Below are 20,542 nucleotides of genomic sequence, written 5' to 3'. Positions count from 1 at the left end.
TCGTCAAGATGTCTACAAACAACTCAGTATTAGTGCTTAAAGTGGGCGGCGCGCTGCTGCAATGTGAAATGGGGATGGCGCGATTGATGGATACGGCTGCGGCTATGTTAGCCAATGGTCAGAAAGTGTTGATGGTACATGGCGGCGGCTGTCTGGTGGATGAGCAGTTAGCGGCTAATGGTATGGAGACCGTCAAGTTAGAAGGTTTACGTGTGACTCCGCCCGAGCAAATGCCGATTATTGCCGGCGCACTTGCGGGCACTTCGAACAAAATCCTTCAAGGCGCAGCGACTAAGGCTGGCATTGTGAGTGTGGGCATGAGCCTTGCCGATGGCAATACTGTTTCGGCTAAGATTAAAGATGAGCGTTTAGGCCTTGTTGGCGAAGTCACGCCAAAGGATGGCACTTATCTTAAGTTTATCCTCGAGCAAGGTTGGATGCCGATTTGTAGCTCTATCGCCATGATGGACGATGGTCAAATGCTTAACGTCAATGCTGACCAAGCGGCGACGGCATTAGCCAAGTTAGTCGGCGGCAAGTTAGTGCTACTGTCGGATGTGTCTGGGGTGCTTGATGGTAAAGGCCAGCTCATCCACAGTTTAAATGGCAAGCAGATAGCAGACCTTGTTAAGCAAGGTGTGATCGAAAAAGGAATGAAGGTCAAAGTTGAAGCTGCGCTCGAAGTCGCGCAGTGGATGGGGCAGGCGGTACAAGTTGCCTCGTGGCGTGATGCAAGCCAATTAATCGCATTAGCAAAAGGTGAAGCCGTAGGAACACAAATCCAACCATAAGTGGAGTAGGTTATGAAGCATTTACTATCGATAAAAGACTTAACCCAGCAGCAGTTACAGGATCTCATTGCCTTGGCAAAAACGATCAAAGCCAATCCGGCAGAGTATCGTCATGCGCTGGATGGCAAGAGTGTGGTGATGTTATTTGAAAAGCCCTCGCTCAGAACCCGCGTTAGCTTTGATATCGGTATTAATAAGCTCGGTGGCCACTGTTTATACCTAGACCAGCAAAATGGTGAACTGGGGAAGCGGGAATCGGTTGCTGACTTTGCTGCTAACCTGTCCTGTTGGGCCGACGCAATTGTGGCGAGAACCTATTCACACACCACTATCGAACAATTAGCCGAGTTCGGCTCAGTGCCCGTGATCAATGCGCTGTCGGATCTTTATCATCCTTGCCAAGCCTTAGCTGACTTTTTAACACTGGCAGAGCAGTTTGAGGATGTCAGTAAAGCTAAATTAGCTTATGTTGGTGATGGTAATAATGTCACTAACTCGCTGATGTACTGTGCGGCTATTCTCGGTGCCACCATGACAGTGATCTGCCCTGCGGGTCACTTTCCTGATGGCTACGTAGTGGCAGAAGTGCAAGAGCTCGCCAAACGATATGGCGGCAAGATAGTGCTGACTTCAGATATCGATGCGATTGAAGGTCACGACGCTATTTATACTGATACTTGGATTTCAATGGGCGATCCAACGCCTTTGTCTGATATCAAAGCGAAGTTTGCACCATACCAAGTAAACAAAGCTTTGATGGCGAAAGCGGGCGCTAACTTCTTTATGCATTGTTTGCCCGCCCACCGTGGTGTAGAAGTAACAGATGAAGTGATGGACGGTGCAGGCTCCTTAATTCTGCAACAAGCCGAAAATCGGATGCATGCCCAAAATGCGGTACTGGTAACCTTATTTAGTTAAATTAACCCTGTTTAGCAGCCTGTTTTCTCCTTGAGAGAAACGAGTCATAGGAATTTAAGATGTCTATCGAGAACAAAAATACTGGCGTGAAAAAAGTGGTTTTAGCCTATTCAGGTGGTCTAGATACCTCGGCCATTATTCCTTGGTTAAAAGAAAACTACGATAACTGTGAAATCATTGCATTCTGCGCCGACGTTGGCCAAGGCGAAGAAGAGCTGGTTGGCTTGACTGAAAAAGCCTTAGCTTCAGGTGCTTCTGAATGTCATATCGTCGATCTAAAAGAAGAATTCGTTAAAGACTATATCTACCCAACGATTGCGAGCGGTGCGATTTACGAAGGCACTTATTTACTCGGTACGTCAATGGCGCGTCCTATTATTGCTAAAGCGCAGGTTGAAGTGGCCCGTAAAGTGGGCGCCGATGCTCTGTGTCACGGTTGTACCGGTAAAGGTAACGACCAAGTGCGTTTCGAAGGTTGTTTCGCGGCATTAGCACCTGATTTAAAAGTGATTGCACCATGGCGTGAATGGACTATGCAGAGCCGTGAAGATCTACTGGCCTATTTAGCTGAACGTGACATCAAGACGTCAGCGTCAGCGACTAAAATCTATAGCCGTGATGCCAACGCTTTCCATATTTCCCATGAAGGTGGTGAGTTAGAAGATCCATGGAACGAGCCAAGCAAAGGCGTATGGACACTGACTGCCGATCCTGAAGATGCACCGAACAAGCCTGAATATGTGTCGCTAGAAGTAGAACATGGCCGTATCACTAAAGTGAATGGTGAAGCCCTAACGCCTTATGCTGCACTGATGACATTAAACGCCATTGCTGCGCCACACGGTGTGGGTCGTATCGACATTACCGAAAACCGTTTAGTCGGCATGAAGTCCCGTGGCTGTTACGAAACACCCGGCGGCACTGTGATGTTCGCAGCACTACGTGCGATTGAAGAGCTCGTACTTGACAAAACCAGCCGTAACTGGCGTGAGCAAGTTGCCGCACAAATGGCGCATTTAGTGTATGACGGCCGTTGGTTCACGCCACTGTGTAAGTCACTGTTGGCAGCATCTGAGTCATTGGCTGAGTCAGTTAACGGTGAAGTAGTGGTTAAACTCTACAAAGGTCAAGCGAGCGCAGTGAAGAAACGTTCACCTAACAGCTTGTACTCTGAAGCGTTTGCCACCTTTGGTGAAGATCAAGTGTACGATCAAAAACATGCAGAAGGCTTTATCCGCCTGTACTCATTAGCGAGCCGCATCCGCGCACTCAACGCTAATGATGTAAAGGGTAAGTAATAGGTCGTTTAAAAGGGCGCCTCGCGCCCTTTTTTGTTTTTAGGTTTTGATTTAGTTTTTGATTCAGATGAGTCGATTTCAAATAAGCAGCGAGTAAGGGGAGTTAGCATGGCTTTATGGGGTGGGAGATTTCAGGGCGAAACGAGCGCGCTATTCAAATTATTCAACGATTCGTTGCCTGTGGATTATCGCTTGTTCGAACAGGATGTGGTCGGCTCCATCGCTTGGGCGGATGCGATCGCCAGCGTGGGAATTATCTCGGCAACTGAATGCCGAGACTTGAAAAAAGCGCTTAATGACTTACTGGTGGAAGTACTGGGCGATCCGGCGATTATTCTCGCCTCGGGCGCCGAAGATATTCACAGTTTCGTCGAGTCGGCCTTGATTGCCAAAGTGGGCGATCTCGGTAAGAAATTGCACACCGGTCGTAGCCGTAACGATCAAGTTGCCACCGATTTAAAGCTTTGGTGTCAATCCGAAGGCAAAGCATTACTCGCGCGCCTTCAAGGCTTACATGCTGAATTACTGGCGTTGGCTGAGCGTGAATTTGATGCGGTAATGCCGGGTTATACTCACTTGCAGCGCGCGCAACCTGTGACATTTGGCCACTGGTGTTTAGCGTATGTGGAAATGACTGAGCGGGATATCAGCCGTTTAAGCGATGCGTTAACCCGCGCTAATACCTGTCCTTTAGGTTCTGGAGCATTAGCAGGCACAGCTTATAAGATGGATCGACATGCTCTGGCCGCGGCGCTGAATTTTGCCTCGCCAACGCTGAATAGCTTAGATAGTGTATCAGACAGAGATCACGTGGTAGAGCTTTGTTCAACCGCATCGATCAGCATGATGCACTTAAGCCGTATGGCTGAAGATTTGATTTTCTTTAACTCAGGTGAAGCGAACTTTATCTCCCTGAGTGATGAAGTGACCTCGGGTTCATCCCTGATGCCACAGAAGAAAAATCCAGACGCATTAGAGCTTATCCGTGGCAAAACCGGCCGGGTGTATGGCAGCTTAGTGGGCATTCTCACGACGATGAAAGCACTGCCTTTGGCGTACAACAAAGATATGCAGGAAGATAAAGAAGGCCTGTTTGACGTAGTTGATAGCTGGGCAATTTGCCTCGATATGGTGGCGTTAGTGTTGTCAGGTTTGAAGGTCAATCGTCCTAATGCACTGTTAGCCGCACAGCAAGGTTATGCAAATTCTACTGAGCTTGCGGATTATCTCGTGTCTAAAGGTATGCCTTTCCGTGAGGCGCACCATGTTGTGGGTGAAGTCGTGGTTGCTGCGATAGCGAAGCAAATTCCGCTCGAGGATTTCTCCTTGGCCGAATTAAAAACTTTTGCCGCTATCATTGAAGATGATGTCTATCCAAACCTGACTATTGAAGCTTGTTTAGCGAAACGTGACGTGCTTGGTGGTACTGCATTGCCTCAAATTCAGAAGGCGATTGCGGCCAAGAAAGTACGTTAGCGAGTTATTCAAATCCACAATTCAAGCCAATAAAAAACGCGACATTAGGTCGCGTTTTTTATTGGGCCACAATTAGTGGTAATGACTTTTTAGCATTTGTTTATTGGAATAAATCATCAGTTGGTGCATCGATGAATAAATTGTTTTCATCCTGAGTTTCGCTGATGTATTCCTTCGGCTCTGTACCTGAAATAAAGTACTCGAACGCACTGGTATAGTCGGTTTTACGGGTCAGTTTACCCGTCGCTAAATCGATGCGTACCGAAACTATGCCTTCTGGTGGAATCGAGGTTGTTTCAGGTGTGCCTTGTAAGACACTGTTCATAAACTCGTTCCAGCCCGGACCTGCTGTTTTCGCACCCGCTTCGGCGCCAGTTATCTGATCTTTTTCGCCGTTTGCATTCCATGCGGTTCTGCCCAGTTGGCGACCGTGATCGTCGAAACCGACCCAGAAGGTGCTAGTGATGACAGGGCTAAAACCACTGAACCAAGTGTCGCGCGATTCGTTGGTTGTACCCGTTTTACCTGCAATATCATGGCGCTTAATCAATTTTGCCGCGCGCCAAGCCGTACCCTGCCAACCCGTGCCTTTACTCCAATCGCCGCCGCCCCAGATCACGCTCTTCAGTGCTTCGGTAATGAGGAATGCCGTTTGCTCTGAAATAATTTGCGGAGCGTAGCGACCAGTTTGTTCGAAACACTGCGCAACAGGTGCACTAGGTTCTGCACTAGAGTCTCCACTTATGCTGAACGCCATAGGATCGCTCGGTGTAACTGGTTGGCTAAGACTTTGGCTAGGCTTACAGGCCAATGTAGGGTTCGCTTTTTCGATAACATTGCTGTAAGCATCTTCTACGCGATCAATATAGAAAGGTTCGAGTAAGAAACCGCCGTTAGCAAATACGTTAAATGCAGTAACTACTTGCAATGGCGTGACTGAAGACGAACCTAATGCAATCGATTCGTTGCGAGGTAAGTCGTTAGGATCAAAACCAAATTCAACGAGTTGAGCAATGGTTTCGTCGAGTCCGACATGTCGCATTGCACGCACAGACATAACGTTAATAGATTGCGCTAAACCCACACGTAAACGAGTGGGGCCGCCATAGATATCGGGTGAGTTTTTAGGGCGCCATGCAGTGCCTTGGCTGATATCGGGTTTATTAATTGGCGCATTATCTATGAGGGTCGCTAAGGTAAAGCCTTTCTCTAATGCTGCGGCATAGATGAAAGGTTTAATATTCGAACCTAATTGACGCTTCGCTTGAGTCACTCGGTTGTATTGGCTTTGGCTAAAGCTATAACCACCAACTAAAGTGCGAATAGCACCATTTTTGGGGTCGAGTGATACTGTTGCGCTGGCGACTTCTGGTACTTGCGATAGTTGCAAATATTGGCCGTTATCACGGATCCAAATACGCTCGCCGACCTTGAGTATGTCAGAAGCTGATTTCGGTACACTACCTTGACGCTTATCAGTAATAAACTTACGTGCCCACTTCAATCCATCCCAAGTAATAACTTTAGTTTCGCCCTTGGCGGTCATTATACTGGCTTGCTGATCTGCAATGCTGATGACTGCGGCGGGTTGCAATTCTTGTACTGAAGCAATCTTGGCTAGTTCAGTTTTGATTTGAGCAGATTCAGGTTTTTCGTCCGTCCACAACACGGCAGCAGGACCACGGTAGCCATGGCGTTCATCATAGGCATAGACGTTATTACGCAGTGCCTGTTGCGCTTTAAGTTGTAGATCCGATGAGATAGTCGTATAGACGTTGTAGCCATTGGTATAGGCCTCTTCTTCACCGTACTTCTGTACCATGTAATCCCGAGCCATTTCAGAAATATAAGGGGCATAGAGATCAATTTCAGCGCCATGATATCTGGCCACCAATGGCTCTTGTAGTGCCGCTTGGTATTCGGTTTGGCTGATGTAGCCGACTTCATTCATCCGCATGAGGACGACATTACGGCGAGCTAATGCACGCGAAGGTGACGTGATTGGATTGAGTGTAGAGGGCGCCTTGGGTAGGCCTGCAATAACGGCCAGTTCAGATAAGCTGAGTTCCTGCACGTTTTTACCGAAATACACTTGCGCAGCAGCCCCAACCCCGTAGGCCCGTTGGCCTAAGTAAATGCGGTTTACGTAGAGCTCTAAAATTTCATCTTTGGTGAGCAACTCTTCAATATGATAGGAGATAAAAATCTCCTTCACTTTACGAATAATAGTCTTATCGCGGGTTAAGAAGAAGTTACGTGCGACCTGCATGGTAATCGTACTCGCACCTTGCTTTTTCTCACCAGTGGTCAACATTACTAATGCGGCGCGAAGCACGCCAACAGGGTCTATGCCGCCATGTTCATAAAAGCGGGCATCTTCGGTTGCGATAAACGCCTGTAGCAGAGGTTTTGGCACTTCGTCTAACGTTAGTGGAATGCGACGTTTCTCACCGAATTGAGAAATAAGTTTGCCGTCACTACTGTAAATACGTAAAGGTGTTTGAAGTTGCACATTTTTTAGTGTTGAAACATCCGGTAAATCCGGCAAAACATAAAAGTATGCTGCCACAATGGCGCCTACGCCCAAAAGGGCTAGACTGAATAGTGCTATAACAATACGTTTTAACCACTTCACCAAAATTTATCCTAATGTTCTGTTAAGTGCGACAGTATATAAGGCGCACACGTCTTGGTGAAGTAAAAACGTGAGACTCACAAAATAGCATTTGTAAAATGATGAAACATTCGATACAAGTAAGTATAACAAGTTGATTTTGTGCTAATCTCTTTTACTGAAATATAAATAAAAAAGTGACAATGGATATGCTTTCAAATTTATGGAAGCGTCAGGCTCCGCAGATGGTGGGAATCGATATCGGTTCCCATGAAGTTAAGGCCATTTTGTTGAGTAAGACTGCTGACGGATACAAAATATTGAGTCATGCCGCGGTACCCATTAAGAAGGGGGCCGTTAACGATCATGATATTCGTGATGCTGATGCCGTTGTTGAATGCCTTAAGCAAATAAAACGTAGCCTGCCTAAATCCGTTAAATATGCCGCTGTTTCTGTTTCGGGTTCTGCTGTGATGACGAAAGTGATCTACATGGATGCCTCCCTTAGTGAGGAAGAAATGGAGGCACAGATAGAAATTGAAGCCGATAACCTTATTCCGTATTCACTCGATGAAGTTAGCATAGATTTTGAAACGCTAAACGTAAACAGTACCGATCCTACTAAAGTTGATGTGCTGTTGAGCGCATGCCGCACTGACAATATTGATGTCAGAGTCGATGCGCTGGATAGCGTGGAACTTGAGGCTAAAGTGGTGGATGTTGAAGGTTACGCTTTAGGTCGAGCTGCCGAGTTAATTCTAGCCCAGCTTCCAGAAGGAGCGAAACATAAAGCCGTTGCTATGGTTGATATCGGCGCGAATATGACGACTTTCTCTGTGGTTGAATCGGGTGAGACGACTTTTATTCGTGAGCAAGCTTTCGGTGGTGAGCAATTTACTCAGTCAATATTATCCTTCTATGGCATGTCTTATGATCAAGCTGAGAAAGCAAAGATTGAAGGCGACTTACCACGAAATTATATGTTTGAAGTTTTGTCACCTTTTCAAACTCAGCTATTACAACAAATAAAACGTACGCTACAGATTTATTGCACTTCCAGCGGTAAAGATAAAGTCGACTACCTCGTATTATGCGGTGGGACATCTAAATTAGAAGGTATGGCTAATTTACTGACGAATGAATTGGGTGTTCACACTATTATCGCCGATCCTTTTCAAGGGTGTTTGCATGCCGATGAGTCTGTTAAAAGTGCGCTGCAACCTACAATCAGCAAATATATGGTTGCTTGTGGCTTAGCATTGAGGAGTTACGGTCAATGGCGAACATAAACCTACTCCCTTGGCGAGAAGAGGCGAGAGAAAAACAAAAGCGCGACTATATTGGTATTTTAGCTGCAGTATTTTTAGCGTCGGCGATTTTAGTCTATGTCGCAGTATCTTTATTAGATGTTATGACCGATGAGCAAAAAGCACGTAACGCTTATTTGCAATCGGAAATCAGTCTGCTTGAAACACAAATTTCTGAGATCAAGAAAATTACTGAACGTAAGAAAGATATTGAGCGGCGTACAGAAATTATTCTTAATCTACAGCAATCCCGTAATTTGCCTACTCACGTGTTAGATGAGCTTGTTCGAATTGTACCTCCAGGAATATATCTGTCTAGCCTAGAGAAAAAGGGCAGTTTGTTGCTGATTGAAGGGCGTAGTGAATCGAACAATAACGTCGCCAACATGATGCGAAAAGTGAAAACATCCGAATGGTTAACCGATCCTAATATGCAGTCGATCGTGACCCAAAATGAAGAGTTACGGCAATTACAGCGTTTTAGTTTGAGAGTCACTATTAAAGGCGCGAGTGTAGATGAGCCTGAGAAAATGACAAAAGGAGCGAGTAAATGAAACTCGATCTAAGTCAATTTAATGATATCGACTTTGAAAATATTGGTGGTTGGCCAAATCAAGTTAAAACCTTTTTCGCGATCCTTTTAGCACTCTGTGTTTTTGCTGCGGGATATTTCTTGGTCGTCTCCGATTCGGTAGATATTTATACCGCAGAGCAAGATAAAGAAGTGCAGCTCAGAGATGATTTCAAGAATAAGTATCAACTTGCGGCAAATTTAAAACTCTACCGAGATCAGCTAGCGACGATGGAAGTGCAGTTTGCAGAGTTACTGAAGATGCTGCCCTCTGAAAATGAAATGCCAGGTTTGCTAGACGATTTAACTTTTGTCGCTACGGATGCAGGACTCAAAATTAATAGTTTGAATTGGGAGGCCGAAATTCAGCGGGATTTCTATATTGAGTTTCCAATTAAAATGTCTGTGACGGGAGATTACCATCAGCTAGGTAGTATGGTGAGTGGTGTCGCTAAGCTGCCGCGTATCGTTAGCCTCCATGATTTCACCATTAAGCGAGACGAAGCCGGCAACTTAGCAATGGATATCTTAGCCAAGACATACCGCTTTAAAGAAGGGGCTGAATTACCGCCTGAAAAACCTGCTAATAAGGGGAAGAAATAATGAAATTCTTACCTTTGTTAGCCTTGAGTCTTTTTTTAATGGGTTGTGTTGGCGATCGTAGTGATTTAGAGCTATTTGTTACTACAACCAAAGCGCAACACGTTGCTCATATCCCGCCCTTGAAAGAGCCGCCAAGATTTGAGCACTTTGCCTATCAAGCCGAGTTAATGCGAAGCCCTTTTGTACCACCTTCGCGTGAGTTAACGGAAGAAGTTGTTGATACCAGCAAAGATTGTTTACAACCGGACTTAAAGCGTCGAAAAGGACGATTAGAAACTTATCCTTTAGATAATTTAAAAATGCGTGGCACCTTAAGTGAAGCCGATACAACTTGGGCGTTAGTTGAAACAAATGACGGCAGTGTTTATCGGATGGGCGTTGGTGAGTATTTAGGTCTGTTTAATGGACGCATTTCTAAAGTTACTTCACAAAATGTCGAAGTAGTAGAATTAATTCCAAATGGTTCAGGTTGTTGGTCCGAAAGGACGAGCAATTTAGAACTTTCTGGAGAATAACGAGCGAAGGATGAGGGAATAATGAAATCTTCTGCCGCGATAAAAGTCCCGTTAATTTCTTCAGGCTTAATCAAGTCTGTTATTGGGATCGCATTGGTATTTGGAATTTTGCCATCGAGTTATGCTGCAAACCGATTAATGGATGTTAAGTACCATGCCTTGGTTGACCATCAGTTAGAGCTAGAGTTGGTATTTGAAGAAGCGGTCACTCCGCCAGTTATTGACTCTAATGCATCGCCTGCAGAGCTCGTATTAACCTTTGATAATAGTATTTCTGGTTTATCTAAGGATCGCTTACCCATTAATCAAGTCGGTGTAACTGACATGATGACTGAGCAGCAAGATACTCGTCTTAAAGTCACCTTAGGTATGTCCAAAGTGAAACCTTACCAAGGTTCAGTCATGGGCAACTCATATCGACTCACTATTAATGATGAGGTTGCAGGCGCTCAGGCTCAGGCAGAAAATCCCTTCGTTAACAGCATTAAAAATATCGATTTTCGTCGTAATGAAAATGGTGGCGGTGAGTTATTAGTCTATTTGAATAACCGCTCGGTTGCCGTTAACGTTGAGCAAGTGGGCGCTAAACTCGAAGTTAAGTTATATAACACTGATATTAATAGTGATCTGCTTTATGTTATGGATGTGAAAGATTTTTCAACACCAGTAAAAAGCTTCGAGACATTTAAAGAAGATCTAACAACGCGCATTTTAGTTGATATTGCTGGGGAATATGAGTTCAGTTACAAGCAAGAGGATAATCTCTTTAGACTCTCGATGAATAAAGTTGAGAGAGTTGCCGCCAAGAAAGATGTTAAAAAATACAATGGCCGTACTTTGTCGCTTAACTTTCAAAATATCCCTGTACGTACTGTTTTGCAGATCATTGCTGACTATAACAATTTTAACTTAGTCACGAGTGATACTGTTGAAGGCAACATCACCTTGAGATTGGATGATGTGCCCTGGGACCAAGCATTAGATTTGATTCTACAAACCAAAGGCCTAGATAAGCGTATCGAAGGCAACATCTTAATGGTGGCACCGAGCGAAGAGTTGGCTATTCGTGAAAGCCAAAATCTCAAAAATAGGCAAGAAGTTAAAGAGCTAGCACCTTTGTATTCTGAGTACTTGCAAATTAACTATGCCAAAGCGATCGATATTGCTGAGCTGCTTAAAAGCGCAGATTCTAGTTTACTCTCGCCACGCGGCTCAGTCGCGGTCGATGAACGTACCAACACTGTACTTGTGAAAGATACGGCAGAAACGATTGAGAACATCCATCGTTTAGTCGAAGTACTCGATATCCCTATTCGTCAAGTGCTGATCGAGTCACGTATGGTAACAGTCAAAGATGATGTCTCTGAAGACTTAGGCATACGTTGGGGCGTAACGGATCAGCAGGGCAGTAAGGGAACCTCTGGTACATTAGAAGGTGCTCAGAGTATTGCCAACGGCATCATTCCAACTCCTGACCAGCGTTTGAACGTTAATTTGCCTGCGGCAGTGACCAATCCAACAAGTATCGCATTCCACGTTGCTAAGTTGGCAGATGGTACTATTCTTGATTTGGAATTGAGTGCGTTAGAGCAAGAAAATAAAGGTGAAATTATCGCCAGCCCTCGTATTACTACCTCTAACCAAAAGGCGGCTTATATTGAGCAGGGTGTGGAGATCCCTTATGTGCAGTCGACTTCAAGTGGTGCAACCTCGGTCACTTTTAAGAAAGCCGTGTTGTCCTTGCGTGTTACTCCACAAATTACACCTGATAACCGCGTTATTTTAGATTTGGAAATCACCCAAGACTCTCAGGGCAAGACGGTTGACACACCAACGGGTCCCGCAGTCGCCATCGATACCCAACGTATTGGCACTCAAGTGCTAGTTGATAACGGTGAAACCATAGTCCTTGGTGGTATTTATCAGCAAAACTTGATCAGCCGGGTGAGTAAAGTCCCTATTCTCGGTGACATTCCCTTAGTCGGTTTCCTGTTTAGGAACACAACAGACAAAAATGAGCGTCAAGAGCTACTTATTTTCGTAACCCCCAAAATAGTCGGTGAGAAGATCTAAGCACTTGCTATGTATCGACTAAAGCCAGCAGTGATTGCTGGCTTTATTATTACTGGAATACAATTCTTTGCATAAATAGCGCACATGGCTTGCCATAGTAGACCCTAAGCTGAGATAATCCTCGGTCAAGTCTCATAAGAGCAAGGTAACATATAGGTCGGCTTGATGTTGAGTCGATATAGGCATACTTTTCAATAAGATTCAGACGTACAAGAAATGGCTGAAAAACGTAATATTTTTCTGGTAGGCCCTATGGGCGCAGGTAAAAGCACAATTGGTCGCCATCTGGCGCAAATGCTGCATTTAGAATTCCACGATTCGGATCAAGAGATTGAACAACGCACAGGCGCTGATATTGCTTGGGTGTTTGACGTCGAAGGTGAAGAAGGCTTCCGTCGTCGTGAAGCTCAGGTTATTGCTGATTTGTCTGAGAAACAAGGTATCGTCCTTGCCACCGGTGGTGGTTCAGTACAAAGCAAAGATATCCGTAATCATCTGTCTGCTCGTGGCATTGTGGTTTACCTGGAAACCACTATCGACAAACAGGTTGCTCGTACTCAAAGAGACAAGCGACGCCCATTATTGCAAGTGGATGATCCTCGAGAAGTGTTGGAGAATCTTGCAGAGATCCGTAATCCATTGTACGAAGAAATTGCCGATGTGATTGTCAAAACCGATGATCAAAGCGCAAAGATCGTCGCAAATCAGATCATTGAGCAATTAGGTTTTTAGGCAGAATTTATGAAGCAAATTCAGGTTGATTTAGGTGTACGTAGTTATCCCATTTACATTGGCCAGAATTTGATGAGTGATGGCGAGACCTTGTCTCGCTACCTGCTTAAAAAACGTATTCTTATCGTCACCAATGAAACTGTCGCGCCTTTGTATCTTAAACAGATACAAGAGACGATGGCTTCGTTTGGTGAGGTAGAGAGTGTTATCCTTCCCGATGGTGAACAATTCAAAGACTTAGCACATCTAGATACTATTTTTACTGCATTGCTGCAGCAAAACTATGGTCGAGATTCTGTGCTGGTGGCTTTGGGTGGCGGCGTGATTGGTGATATGACGGGCTTTGCCGCGGCATGTTATCAACGTGGGATCGATTTTATTCAAATTCCGACAACTTTATTGTCGCAGGTGGATTCTTCCGTCGGCGGTAAAACGGCTGTTAACCATCCTCTTGGTAAAAACATGATTGGGGCCTTTTATCAGCCACAAATCGTGCTTATCGATACTTTATGTTTACATACGCTTCCAGCGCGCGAGTTTGCGGCGGGAATGGCGGAAGTCATCAAGTATGGCATCATGTGGGATGCTGATTTTTTTCAATGGCTTGAAGATAATGTAACGGCGCTAAAAACCTTAGATGCCGAAGCATTAGTTTATGCTATCTCTCGTTGCTGTGAGATTAAAGCCGATGTGGTTAGCCAAGATGAAACTGAGCAGGGCGTGCGTGCTTTGTTGAATCTGGGTCATACCTTTGGTCACGCGATTGAAGCCGAAATGGGCTACGGTAATTGGCTGCATGGTGAAGCCGTGTCAGCTGGCACAGTCCTTGCTGCTAAAACAGCTAAGGCACTGGGGCTTATCGATGAGTCAATAGTTTGTCGTATCATACAGTTACTACAAGCTTTTGATCTTCCAGTGAGTGCGCCGGAATCTATGGATTTCGACAGTTTCATTCAACATATGCGACGCGATAAAAAAGTTTTAGGCGGTCAGATTCGACTGGTGCTCCCAACGGCAATAGGCCGCGCGGATGTGTTTAGTCAAGTCACAGAATCTACCCTTGAACAGGTTATTCGCTGCGCATAAAAACTGTGTGGTGGGCGAGTGACGTTTCAGGGTTCTGTCTTGCTTCCTTCTCAGGAAGCCCTCATACAAAGAATGCATCATGTTGCCAGTTATAGCGATCAGCTGCTGGTGCTTTCTGGTGTCAGCGGTTCAGGAAAAACGACCTTAGTTACCGGATTAGCGACCGATTTTGACGAGTCAAATGCGGCATTTGTGATTTGTCCTATGCATGCCGATAACGCTGAGATACGCCGCAAAATTCTAGTCCAGCTAATTTCATCCCCTATTTTTGACGACGACATTCCCCTCGCCGATACGCTGTTGCGGCTTGCGAGTACGCAAACTAAACCTTTACATATTATTATCGATGATGCGCATTTATTACCTAAGGCGCTCTGGGCTGAGTGTATTATTCTCAATCAGATCCAGTGTGCGGGTAAGAATATTGCCGTCACGCTCACGGTTCCACCGGCATTCTTAGCGGACCTATTGCCACAATTACCCGAGCCATTGCGGCGGCAAATATTGCCTATCAGTATTGAGCCGTTAACCATGCCAGAGCGTGAAGCTTTGTATCAAACATTGCTGAGATACAGCGATCAAAACCCTTTTACGCCAAGGGAAATCGTACGCAGTCAGCTTGAGAAGCAAACGGGTACGCCGCAAGAAGTGGTCAATCTGTTAGATAAAGCCTTGCATAGCCCGCAAGAGAAAACATCTTCTTGGATGAAATATAAAGCTGTGATGGTGACAGCTGTGAGCATGTTGTTAGCGCTAGGTATTTGGCTTGGTGTTACTCAACCATTTTCTGAAGAGCAAGCCCTAGAGACTGCGACTTTTCCTGCGATAGATTCCCCCGTTTTCTTGTCCTATGGGCAAAAAATCTTAGCCCCCTATTTTGCTCTGCGCGCTGATCAATTAAAGTTTGCCGCCGTACCCGTGACAGTTAACGAAATAGAAACATCCAAAGCCAAAACAGAACCGGCTGTCGATCCATTAAGTGAATTCCATGGTGAGGCACCACATCCTGAGCCTGATGATGCAGCCTTAGTGAGTGTTGGTGAAGTGAGTAGCAAGTCTTTTGGTGGTGATGAGCCAACTGTGGATGCAGAGCCTCAAGCTAAAACGGTAGGTGTTCAGTCCCCAGCGCCAGAGGTGGCAAAGGTTGATAAAACAGTTTTGGAACCGCAAAAGCCACTCAAAGGTTATACCGTACAAATAGCGAGTGTTGCTCAGCTAGATACCCTGCGTTCGACATTAAAGAGTCTTGAGAATGTCGAGGGCGTTCGAGTCGCAAAGTATAAACAGCGATGGGTTGTCCTCGTTGGTCACTATAGCAGTAGCAAATTGGCTTCGAATGCGGCGGCGCAATTGGTTAAGGAGTATCGTTTTGAGCAACCTTGGGTCAGAAAATGGGCCGATTTGAAAGATTATCAAGTAGAAGAAAGTCTCTCAAATCGTGAAATTTCAGAATAAACAGAGTACAATCATGGCCTTTATTTTTGTCGGCATTCATCAAGTTAAATGATAAAAAAACACAGAGCCTTCCTTAAGTGGGCTGGCGGTAAATTTAAATTGGTGGATGATTTAGCCAGTTATTTACCCGCAGGAGACCGTTTGGTCGAGCCGTTTGTGGGTGCAGGATCCGTTTTCTTGAATACGGATTATCCTAGCTACCTGCTCTGTGACATTAATCAGGACTTGATCGAGTTATATCAGATAGTGAAGCATCAACCGGAAGCATACATTGCCGCAGCTAAAGCATTGTTTGTCGATGAGATGAATCAAAAGGAAGCTTACTATCAGGTGCGTACCGACTTTAATAAATGTCGCGACCCTTTCCAGCGTTCTGTGTATTTTCTTTATTTAAATCGCCATGGTTTTAATGGCTTATGCCGTTATAACCGTAAGGGTGGCTTCAATGTGCCCTTTGGCTCCTATAAAAAACCTTATTTCCCCGAAAAGGAAATCTGGGCCTTTTCTGAAAAAGCGCAACGTGCTGAGTTTAAATGCATTGGTTACGAAAAAGCCTTTGAGCAGACACGCAGTGGCGATGTTATCTATTGCGATCCACCTTACGCACCGTTATCTACTACATCCAGTTTCACGACATATGTTGGTGCCGGTTTTAGTTTAGACGATCAAGCACTACTGGCTCGTCATTCGCGCCATACCGCGTTAGAGCGTGGTATTCCGGTATTGATTAGTAATCACGATATTCCATTAACTCGCGAGTTATATCGCGGCGCGCATTTAGCGAAAATTCAAGTGCAACGCAACATTAGCCAAAACGGCAGTGGTCGTAACAAAGTGGATGAGTTGATGGCGCTATATGATGAAAACTACGATCCAAAAGACGACTAGTTTCAACATAAATAACGTTTAGCTAAGCACTTGTCCTACGAGAAACATCAGACTTGCCACTAAGATGACAGCTAATACTATGCCCATCACTATGTAGGGCAATGGGGAACTGGTTTGAAAGTCTTTTTTACGATTTTCGCTAGTTTGTACCCCGAAAAAGGCGGCAATGGTACTGTGAAATACTTGCCAAATGCGGCTAAGCATTAATAGGCGAGATGCGACGTAGTGGGCTTGAGATCATCCATAGGTTTATCTTGATGACCATGTAATAGCTCAAGTAGATCGACAAAGTGGAACTGACTCGAACGGTTTTTACCTGTAAGCCACGTTTTCCAGCTTAAGGTTTGTGCTTGATCGGCGCAGCGATTATTAGGGTGGCTACTGGGCAGTGCATTGTTGTAACGAGTGTCATTGCTACAAGCGCAAGATGCAGTTTCGGTATTTTCCGTAAGTTTTTCAACGCCCAAAGCTAGCGTGGCCACTACAACTGCAGTAAATGCCAACATCATAGATGACTTAAATGTCACCGACCTAACATAGTGTGAAAACTGACTAAACCGCTCCATCATAACGCTTCCTTTGGAATGAACCAGCACTGCGCCTCGAGTATAACAAACTCGCTTAGTTTATGAACAAAAAATTATCAATTCCAGCCAAAATGCTCGGAAATATTAGCTTATTTTACCGAATCTAAGCCCCAATTTACTGCGATAGCTGCAGAGTGTGCTGCTTTGCTGACATAGGCACAGCGGATCAATTGCCAGAAATGTGGCTTTAGCTATAGAGGCTTAGCTTGGCTCAGGGTAAAATAAGGCACTTTTTATCCAAATAGCAGCGAGTGTTTTATGCGTCCATTCTTGATTGCTCCATCAATTTTATCTGCCGATTTTGCCCGTTTGGGTGACGATGTAAAAGCTGTGTTAGATGCGGGAACCGACGTAGTACATTTTGATGTGATGGATAATCACTATGTTCCTAACTTAACGATTGGCCCTATGGTGTGCCAAGCACTGCGTAACTATGGGATTACCGCTGATATTGATGTGCATTTGATGGTTAAGCCAGTTGATCGTATCGTGCCTGATTTTGCTAAAGCGGGCGCGTCTATTATTACTTTCCACCCAGAAGCTTCTGAGCACGTCGATCGCACACTTCAGCTCATCAAAGAGTGCGGTTGTAAGGCAGGTCTCGTGTTTAATCCTGCGACACCACTGCATTATCTTGACCATGTGATGGATAAGCTCGACGTGATCCTATTGATGTCAGTGAATCCTGGTTTTGGTGGTCAATCCTTTATTCCATCAACCTTAGATAAGCTGCGCCAAGTGCGTGCGCGTATTGATGCCAGTGGTTTTGATATTCGCTTAGAAGTCGATGGCGGCGTTAAGGTCGACAATATCGCCGAAATCGCGGCCGCCGGTGCGGACATGTTTGTTGCGGGCTCGGCTATTTTCGGCAAGCCCGATTATAAGGCCGTTGTTGATGAGATGCGTGCCGAGCTTGCTAAAGTTGGGGCATAGCCATGTGGGATAAGATTAAAGCGATTGCGTTTGATCTAGATGGCACGCTGATTGACAGTGTGCCTGACCTAACCGTTGCCACGCAGGAAGCCTTAGCCGAGTTAGGTTTGAAGAGCTGCTCTGAGGCGCAAGTTCGTACTTGGGTCGGTAACGGTGCAGAGATGTTGATGCGCCGTGCTATGAGTCATACTTTGGGTACGGATGTTGAGCAAACAACCCTTGATGCGGCTATGCCGATTTTTATGCATCATTATCAAGAAAATCTTGAAAAGCACAGTGCGCTGTATAGCGACGTGCATCAAGTGCTGCAAACTTTGTTTGATGCAGGCTTTAAGTTAGCGGTTGTCACCAATAAACCCTATCGTTTTACCATGCCATTACTCAATGCTTTTGGGATTAACGACTTTTTCAGCTTAGTGTTAGGTGGCGATACCTTAGCTAAGATGAAGCCCGACCCTTTGCCGCTGCAGCATTTATTGCATGAGTGGCAATTGGAGAAAACTGAGTTATTGATGGTCGGCGATTCTAAAAACGACATTTTAGCGGCGAAAGCGGCTGGGATAGCGTCAATCGGCTTGACCTACGGCTACAACTACGGTGAAGATATTGGGCTCAGTGGCCCAGATGCCGTATGTGAGCAATTTAGTGAGATTCTGAACTGGGTAAAACCTACCAAGTAATGGGGGTTACCTGTTTTTTAGTCGATTTTTTTAGTCTTTTTATATATAGATAGTGGAGCAATGACGTAATGACCAAACCCATAGTACTCAGCGGTGCACAGCCGTCCGGCGAATTAACCATAGGTAACTACATGGGTGCATTGCGTCAATGGGTTGCGATGCAAGATAGCCACGACTGCCTGTATTGTGTAGTTGATTTGCATGCCATTACTGTGCGCCAAGATCCTAAAGCGTTGCGCGAAGCGTGTTTAGATACCTTAGCCCTGTATTTGGCCTGTGGCGTCGATCCTAAAAAGAGTACAGTGTTTATCCAGTCACAGGTGCCACAACATACGCAATTGGGTTGGGCATTAAACTGCTATACCCAAATGGGTGAGTTGAGCCGCATGACTCAGTTTAAAGATAAATCACAAAAGCACGCCAACAACATCAACGTGGGTTTATTTGGCTACCCAGTGTTGATGGCGGCGGATATTCTGATTTATCAAGCGAACGAAATCCCCGTTGGCCAAGATCAGAAGCAACACCTTGAGTTAACGCGTGATATCGCTACTCGCTTTAACAATGCCTATGGTGATACTTTCACCATTCCTGAGCCTTTTATTCCTGAACTTGGCGCTAAAGTCATGTCGCTGCAGGAGCCGCTAAAGAAGATGTCTAAGTCAGACGATAACCGTAATAACGTTATCGGCCTGCTAGAAGATCCGAAATCAGTGCTGAAGAAGCTGAAAAAAGCCATGACAGACAGTGATGAGCCGCCAGTCGTGCGTTTTGATGTGGATAATAAACCGGGTGTTTCTAACCTGCTGAGTCTCATGTCGGGTGTGACAGGGCAAAGCATTGCGAGCCTAGAAGCCGAGTTTGAAGGCAAGATGTATGGTCATTTGAAAGGTGCAGCAGGTGAAGCGGTTGTGAGCATGTTAGAGCCACTGCAAGAGCGTTACCGCGCGATTCGTAGCGATCGCGCTTACTTAGACCAAGTGATGAAAGCTGGTGCACAGAGTGCGCAGGCGCGCGCCGAAGTGACCCTGAAGAAAGTGTATGAGAAGATTGGTTTGTTAGTGTAATCAATCGATCGATAAATTAAGCCGACGTTCGCGTCGGCTTTTTTGTGCCTGTAAATTCATCCTAAGCCTGTGATTTTAGCCAAGATGAGAAAGCGGCAATCGCAGGTTCTGATAAACGGCGTTGCTTACAAAAGAAGGTAAATTCAAATCCGGTATGTACATCGGGCAGATTCAAGGTGACTAAACGCCCCGTTGTGATATCGCCAGCCACCATAAAGTCCGGCGCTAGGGCTAAGCCTTGGCCAGCAATCGCCGCTTCAATCGCCATCACAATATGACTAAACACATGCTGTTGTTCGTTATCGAGTGGTATTTGGTGCGCCGATGACCACTTGTGCCAGTCGAGCCCTAATGGTCCTTCATCAACCACCAGCAGAGCTTGTTGCTGGAAATTACTCAGGCTTATATCGCGCCATTTAAGGTAAAAACTGGGGCTGCATACAGGAATTAAACGCTCTTTGTGCAGTAACTGTTGCCAATAACCACGTTGATTTAGCTTACCGGCGATGAAGATATCCGCGGTGCTGGTGCTTAGATCAGGATCTTGGGTGATCATCTCGAGGCGGATTTTCACGCTCGGATATTGGCGGCGAAAATCGGCGAGTCTTGGGATCAACCATTTTACTGAAAATGAGCTGTAAACGGCCAGGCAGAGTTGTTGATTTGGCGTATCGCGTACTTTTAAGTTGAGGTCGCTTAACTCGTTGAATATCCGCTCTAACTCTAGAAATAGTCCGTGCCCCTTAGGCGTTAACTGCAGTTTACGCCCCTGACGGTCGAACAGTTGCTCGCCAAAATACTCTTCTAATACTCGCACTTGGTGCGACACTGCACTTTGGGTGATGCACAGTTCATCGGCGGCCTTAGAAAAATGCTGCTGTCTGGCGGCAGCTTCAAACACTTGTAGAGCGCGTAATGGCGGGAGCTTTCTCATGATTTTCAATATCT

General features: G+C 45.5%; 20 protein-coding genes. 16 read left to right on the top strand and 4 right to left on the bottom strand.

The window, feature by feature from the left end; translation table 11 throughout:
• Positions 1 to 8 precede the first annotated feature (8 nt).
• The 4 genes from argB (at position 9) to argH (ending at position 4,483) form a co-directional block, all read left to right on the top strand.
• The gene (gene argB, locus L5L77_RS18305; protein WP_011920202.1) at positions 9 to 791 is read left to right on the top strand and encodes an acetylglutamate kinase; all 783 of its coding nucleotides are present in this window, start codon (positions 9 to 11) and stop codon (positions 789 to 791) included.
• A 12-nt stretch (positions 792 to 803) separates the two neighbouring features.
• Positions 804 to 1,709 (top strand): ornithine carbamoyltransferase, encoded by a 906-nt coding sequence (locus L5L77_RS18300; RefSeq protein WP_263223312.1) that lies wholly within the window; start codon positions 804 to 806, stop codon positions 1,707 to 1,709.
• 59 nt (positions 1,710 to 1,768) lie between these two features.
• Positions 1,769 to 3,007, top strand: coding sequence for an argininosuccinate synthase (locus tag L5L77_RS18295; protein ID WP_263147671.1), 1,239 nt, complete (start codon positions 1,769 to 1,771; stop codon positions 3,005 to 3,007).
• Between the two features lie 108 nt (positions 3,008 to 3,115).
• Positions 3,116 to 4,483, top strand: coding sequence for an argininosuccinate lyase (argH, locus tag L5L77_RS18290; RefSeq protein ID WP_263223311.1), 1,368 nt, complete (start codon positions 3,116 to 3,118; stop codon positions 4,481 to 4,483).
• A gap of 100 nt (positions 4,484 to 4,583) precedes the next feature.
• Here the strand turns inward: argH and L5L77_RS18285 are convergent, their stop codons facing one another.
• Positions 4,584 to 7,118 (bottom strand): penicillin-binding protein 1A, encoded by a 2,535-nt coding sequence (locus L5L77_RS18285; RefSeq protein ID WP_263223310.1) that lies wholly within the window; start codon positions 7,116 to 7,118, stop codon positions 4,584 to 4,586.
• 188 nt (positions 7,119 to 7,306) lie between these two features.
• Here L5L77_RS18285 and L5L77_RS18280 point away from each other — a divergent pair, with 188 nt between their 5' ends.
• The 9 genes from L5L77_RS18280 (at position 7,307) to L5L77_RS18240 (ending at position 16,327) form a co-directional block, all read left to right on the top strand.
• Positions 7,307 to 8,386, top strand: a complete 1,080-nt coding sequence (locus L5L77_RS18280; protein WP_105253014.1) for a pilus assembly protein PilM — start codon at positions 7,307 to 7,309, stop codon at positions 8,384 to 8,386.
• Positions 8,374 to 8,958, top strand: a complete 585-nt coding sequence (locus L5L77_RS18275) for a PilN domain-containing protein (protein ID WP_105250539.1) — start codon at positions 8,374 to 8,376, stop codon at positions 8,956 to 8,958. Before L5L77_RS18280 ends, L5L77_RS18275 begins: the two co-directional genes overlap by 13 nt.
• Positions 8,955 to 9,578 carry a type 4a pilus biogenesis protein PilO gene (locus L5L77_RS18270; RefSeq protein ID WP_105250538.1) on the top strand — a complete coding sequence of 208 codons (624 nt, stop codon included), beginning with the start codon at positions 8,955 to 8,957 and terminating at the stop codon, positions 9,576 to 9,578. Before L5L77_RS18275 ends, L5L77_RS18270 begins: the two co-directional genes overlap by 4 nt.
• On the top strand, positions 9,578 to 10,093 hold the full coding sequence (locus L5L77_RS18265; RefSeq protein ID WP_263223309.1) for a pilus assembly protein PilP: 516 nt from the start codon (positions 9,578 to 9,580) through the stop codon (positions 10,091 to 10,093). The genes L5L77_RS18270 and L5L77_RS18265 overlap by 1 nt, the downstream gene beginning before the upstream one ends.
• 21 nt (positions 10,094 to 10,114) lie before the next feature.
• A complete protein-coding gene (locus L5L77_RS18260; RefSeq protein WP_263223308.1) occupies positions 10,115 to 12,166 on the top strand; it encodes a type IV pilus secretin PilQ in 2,052 nt (683 codons plus the stop codon).
• Positions 12,167 to 12,382: 216 nt separating this feature from the next.
• Positions 12,383 to 12,898, top strand: coding sequence for a shikimate kinase AroK (gene aroK, locus L5L77_RS18255; RefSeq protein ID WP_006083542.1), 516 nt, complete (start codon positions 12,383 to 12,385; stop codon positions 12,896 to 12,898).
• A 9-nt stretch (positions 12,899 to 12,907) separates the two neighbouring features.
• On the top strand, positions 12,908 to 13,984 hold the full coding sequence (aroB, locus tag L5L77_RS18250) for a 3-dehydroquinate synthase (RefSeq protein ID WP_113941457.1): 1,077 nt from the start codon (positions 12,908 to 12,910) through the stop codon (positions 13,982 to 13,984).
• Between the two features lie 18 nt (positions 13,985 to 14,002).
• Positions 14,003 to 15,439, top strand: coding sequence for an AAA family ATPase (locus L5L77_RS18245; protein WP_173248106.1), 1,437 nt, complete (start codon positions 14,003 to 14,005; stop codon positions 15,437 to 15,439).
• A 48-nt stretch (positions 15,440 to 15,487) separates the two neighbouring features.
• Positions 15,488 to 16,327 carry a Dam family site-specific DNA-(adenine-N6)-methyltransferase gene (locus L5L77_RS18240; protein WP_131525404.1) on the top strand — a complete coding sequence of 280 codons (840 nt, stop codon included), beginning with the start codon at positions 15,488 to 15,490 and terminating at the stop codon, positions 16,325 to 16,327.
• 18 nt (positions 16,328 to 16,345) lie between these two features.
• On the opposite strand, the gene L5L77_RS18235 is transcribed toward L5L77_RS18240, so the two are convergent.
• Positions 16,346 to 16,531: a DUF2970 domain-containing protein gene (locus L5L77_RS18235; protein ID WP_131525403.1), complete on the bottom strand. Its 186-nt coding sequence runs from the start codon at positions 16,529 to 16,531 to the stop codon at positions 16,346 to 16,348.
• Positions 16,531 to 16,896, bottom strand: a complete 366-nt coding sequence (locus L5L77_RS18230) for a hypothetical protein (protein WP_173248104.1) — start codon at positions 16,894 to 16,896, stop codon at positions 16,531 to 16,533. Before L5L77_RS18230 ends, L5L77_RS18235 begins: the two co-directional genes overlap by 1 nt.
• Before the next feature lie 276 nt (positions 16,897 to 17,172).
• On the opposite strand from L5L77_RS18230, the gene rpe reads away from it, so the two are divergent.
• The 3 genes from rpe (at position 17,173) to trpS (ending at position 19,594) form a co-directional block, all read left to right on the top strand.
• Entirely contained in the window at positions 17,173 to 17,847 is a 675-nt protein-coding gene (gene rpe / locus L5L77_RS18225; protein WP_012090481.1) for a ribulose-phosphate 3-epimerase, read from the top strand.
• Positions 17,848 to 17,849: 2 nt separating this feature from the next.
• Positions 17,850 to 18,527: a phosphoglycolate phosphatase gene (locus L5L77_RS18220; protein WP_173248102.1), complete on the top strand. Its 678-nt coding sequence runs from the start codon at positions 17,850 to 17,852 to the stop codon at positions 18,525 to 18,527.
• 68 nt (positions 18,528 to 18,595) lie between these two features.
• A complete protein-coding gene (gene trpS, locus L5L77_RS18215; RefSeq protein ID WP_113941452.1) occupies positions 18,596 to 19,594 on the top strand; it encodes a tryptophan--tRNA ligase in 999 nt (332 codons plus the stop codon).
• 61 nt (positions 19,595 to 19,655) lie between these two features.
• Here trpS and L5L77_RS18210 read toward each other — a convergent pair whose 3' ends face one another.
• Complete coding sequence (locus tag L5L77_RS18210) at positions 19,656 to 20,528, bottom strand: LysR substrate-binding domain-containing protein (RefSeq protein WP_219234829.1); 873 nt, start codon at positions 20,526 to 20,528, stop codon at positions 19,656 to 19,658.
• Between the last annotated feature and the right edge of the window lie 14 nt (positions 20,529 to 20,542).

It is taken from the genome of Shewanella sp. SM29 (genome assembly GCF_025654245.1).
Classification (GTDB): Bacteria; Pseudomonadota; Gammaproteobacteria; order Enterobacterales; family Shewanellaceae; genus Shewanella; species Shewanella oncorhynchi.
This window is presented reverse-complemented; position numbering and strand designations above follow the sequence as displayed.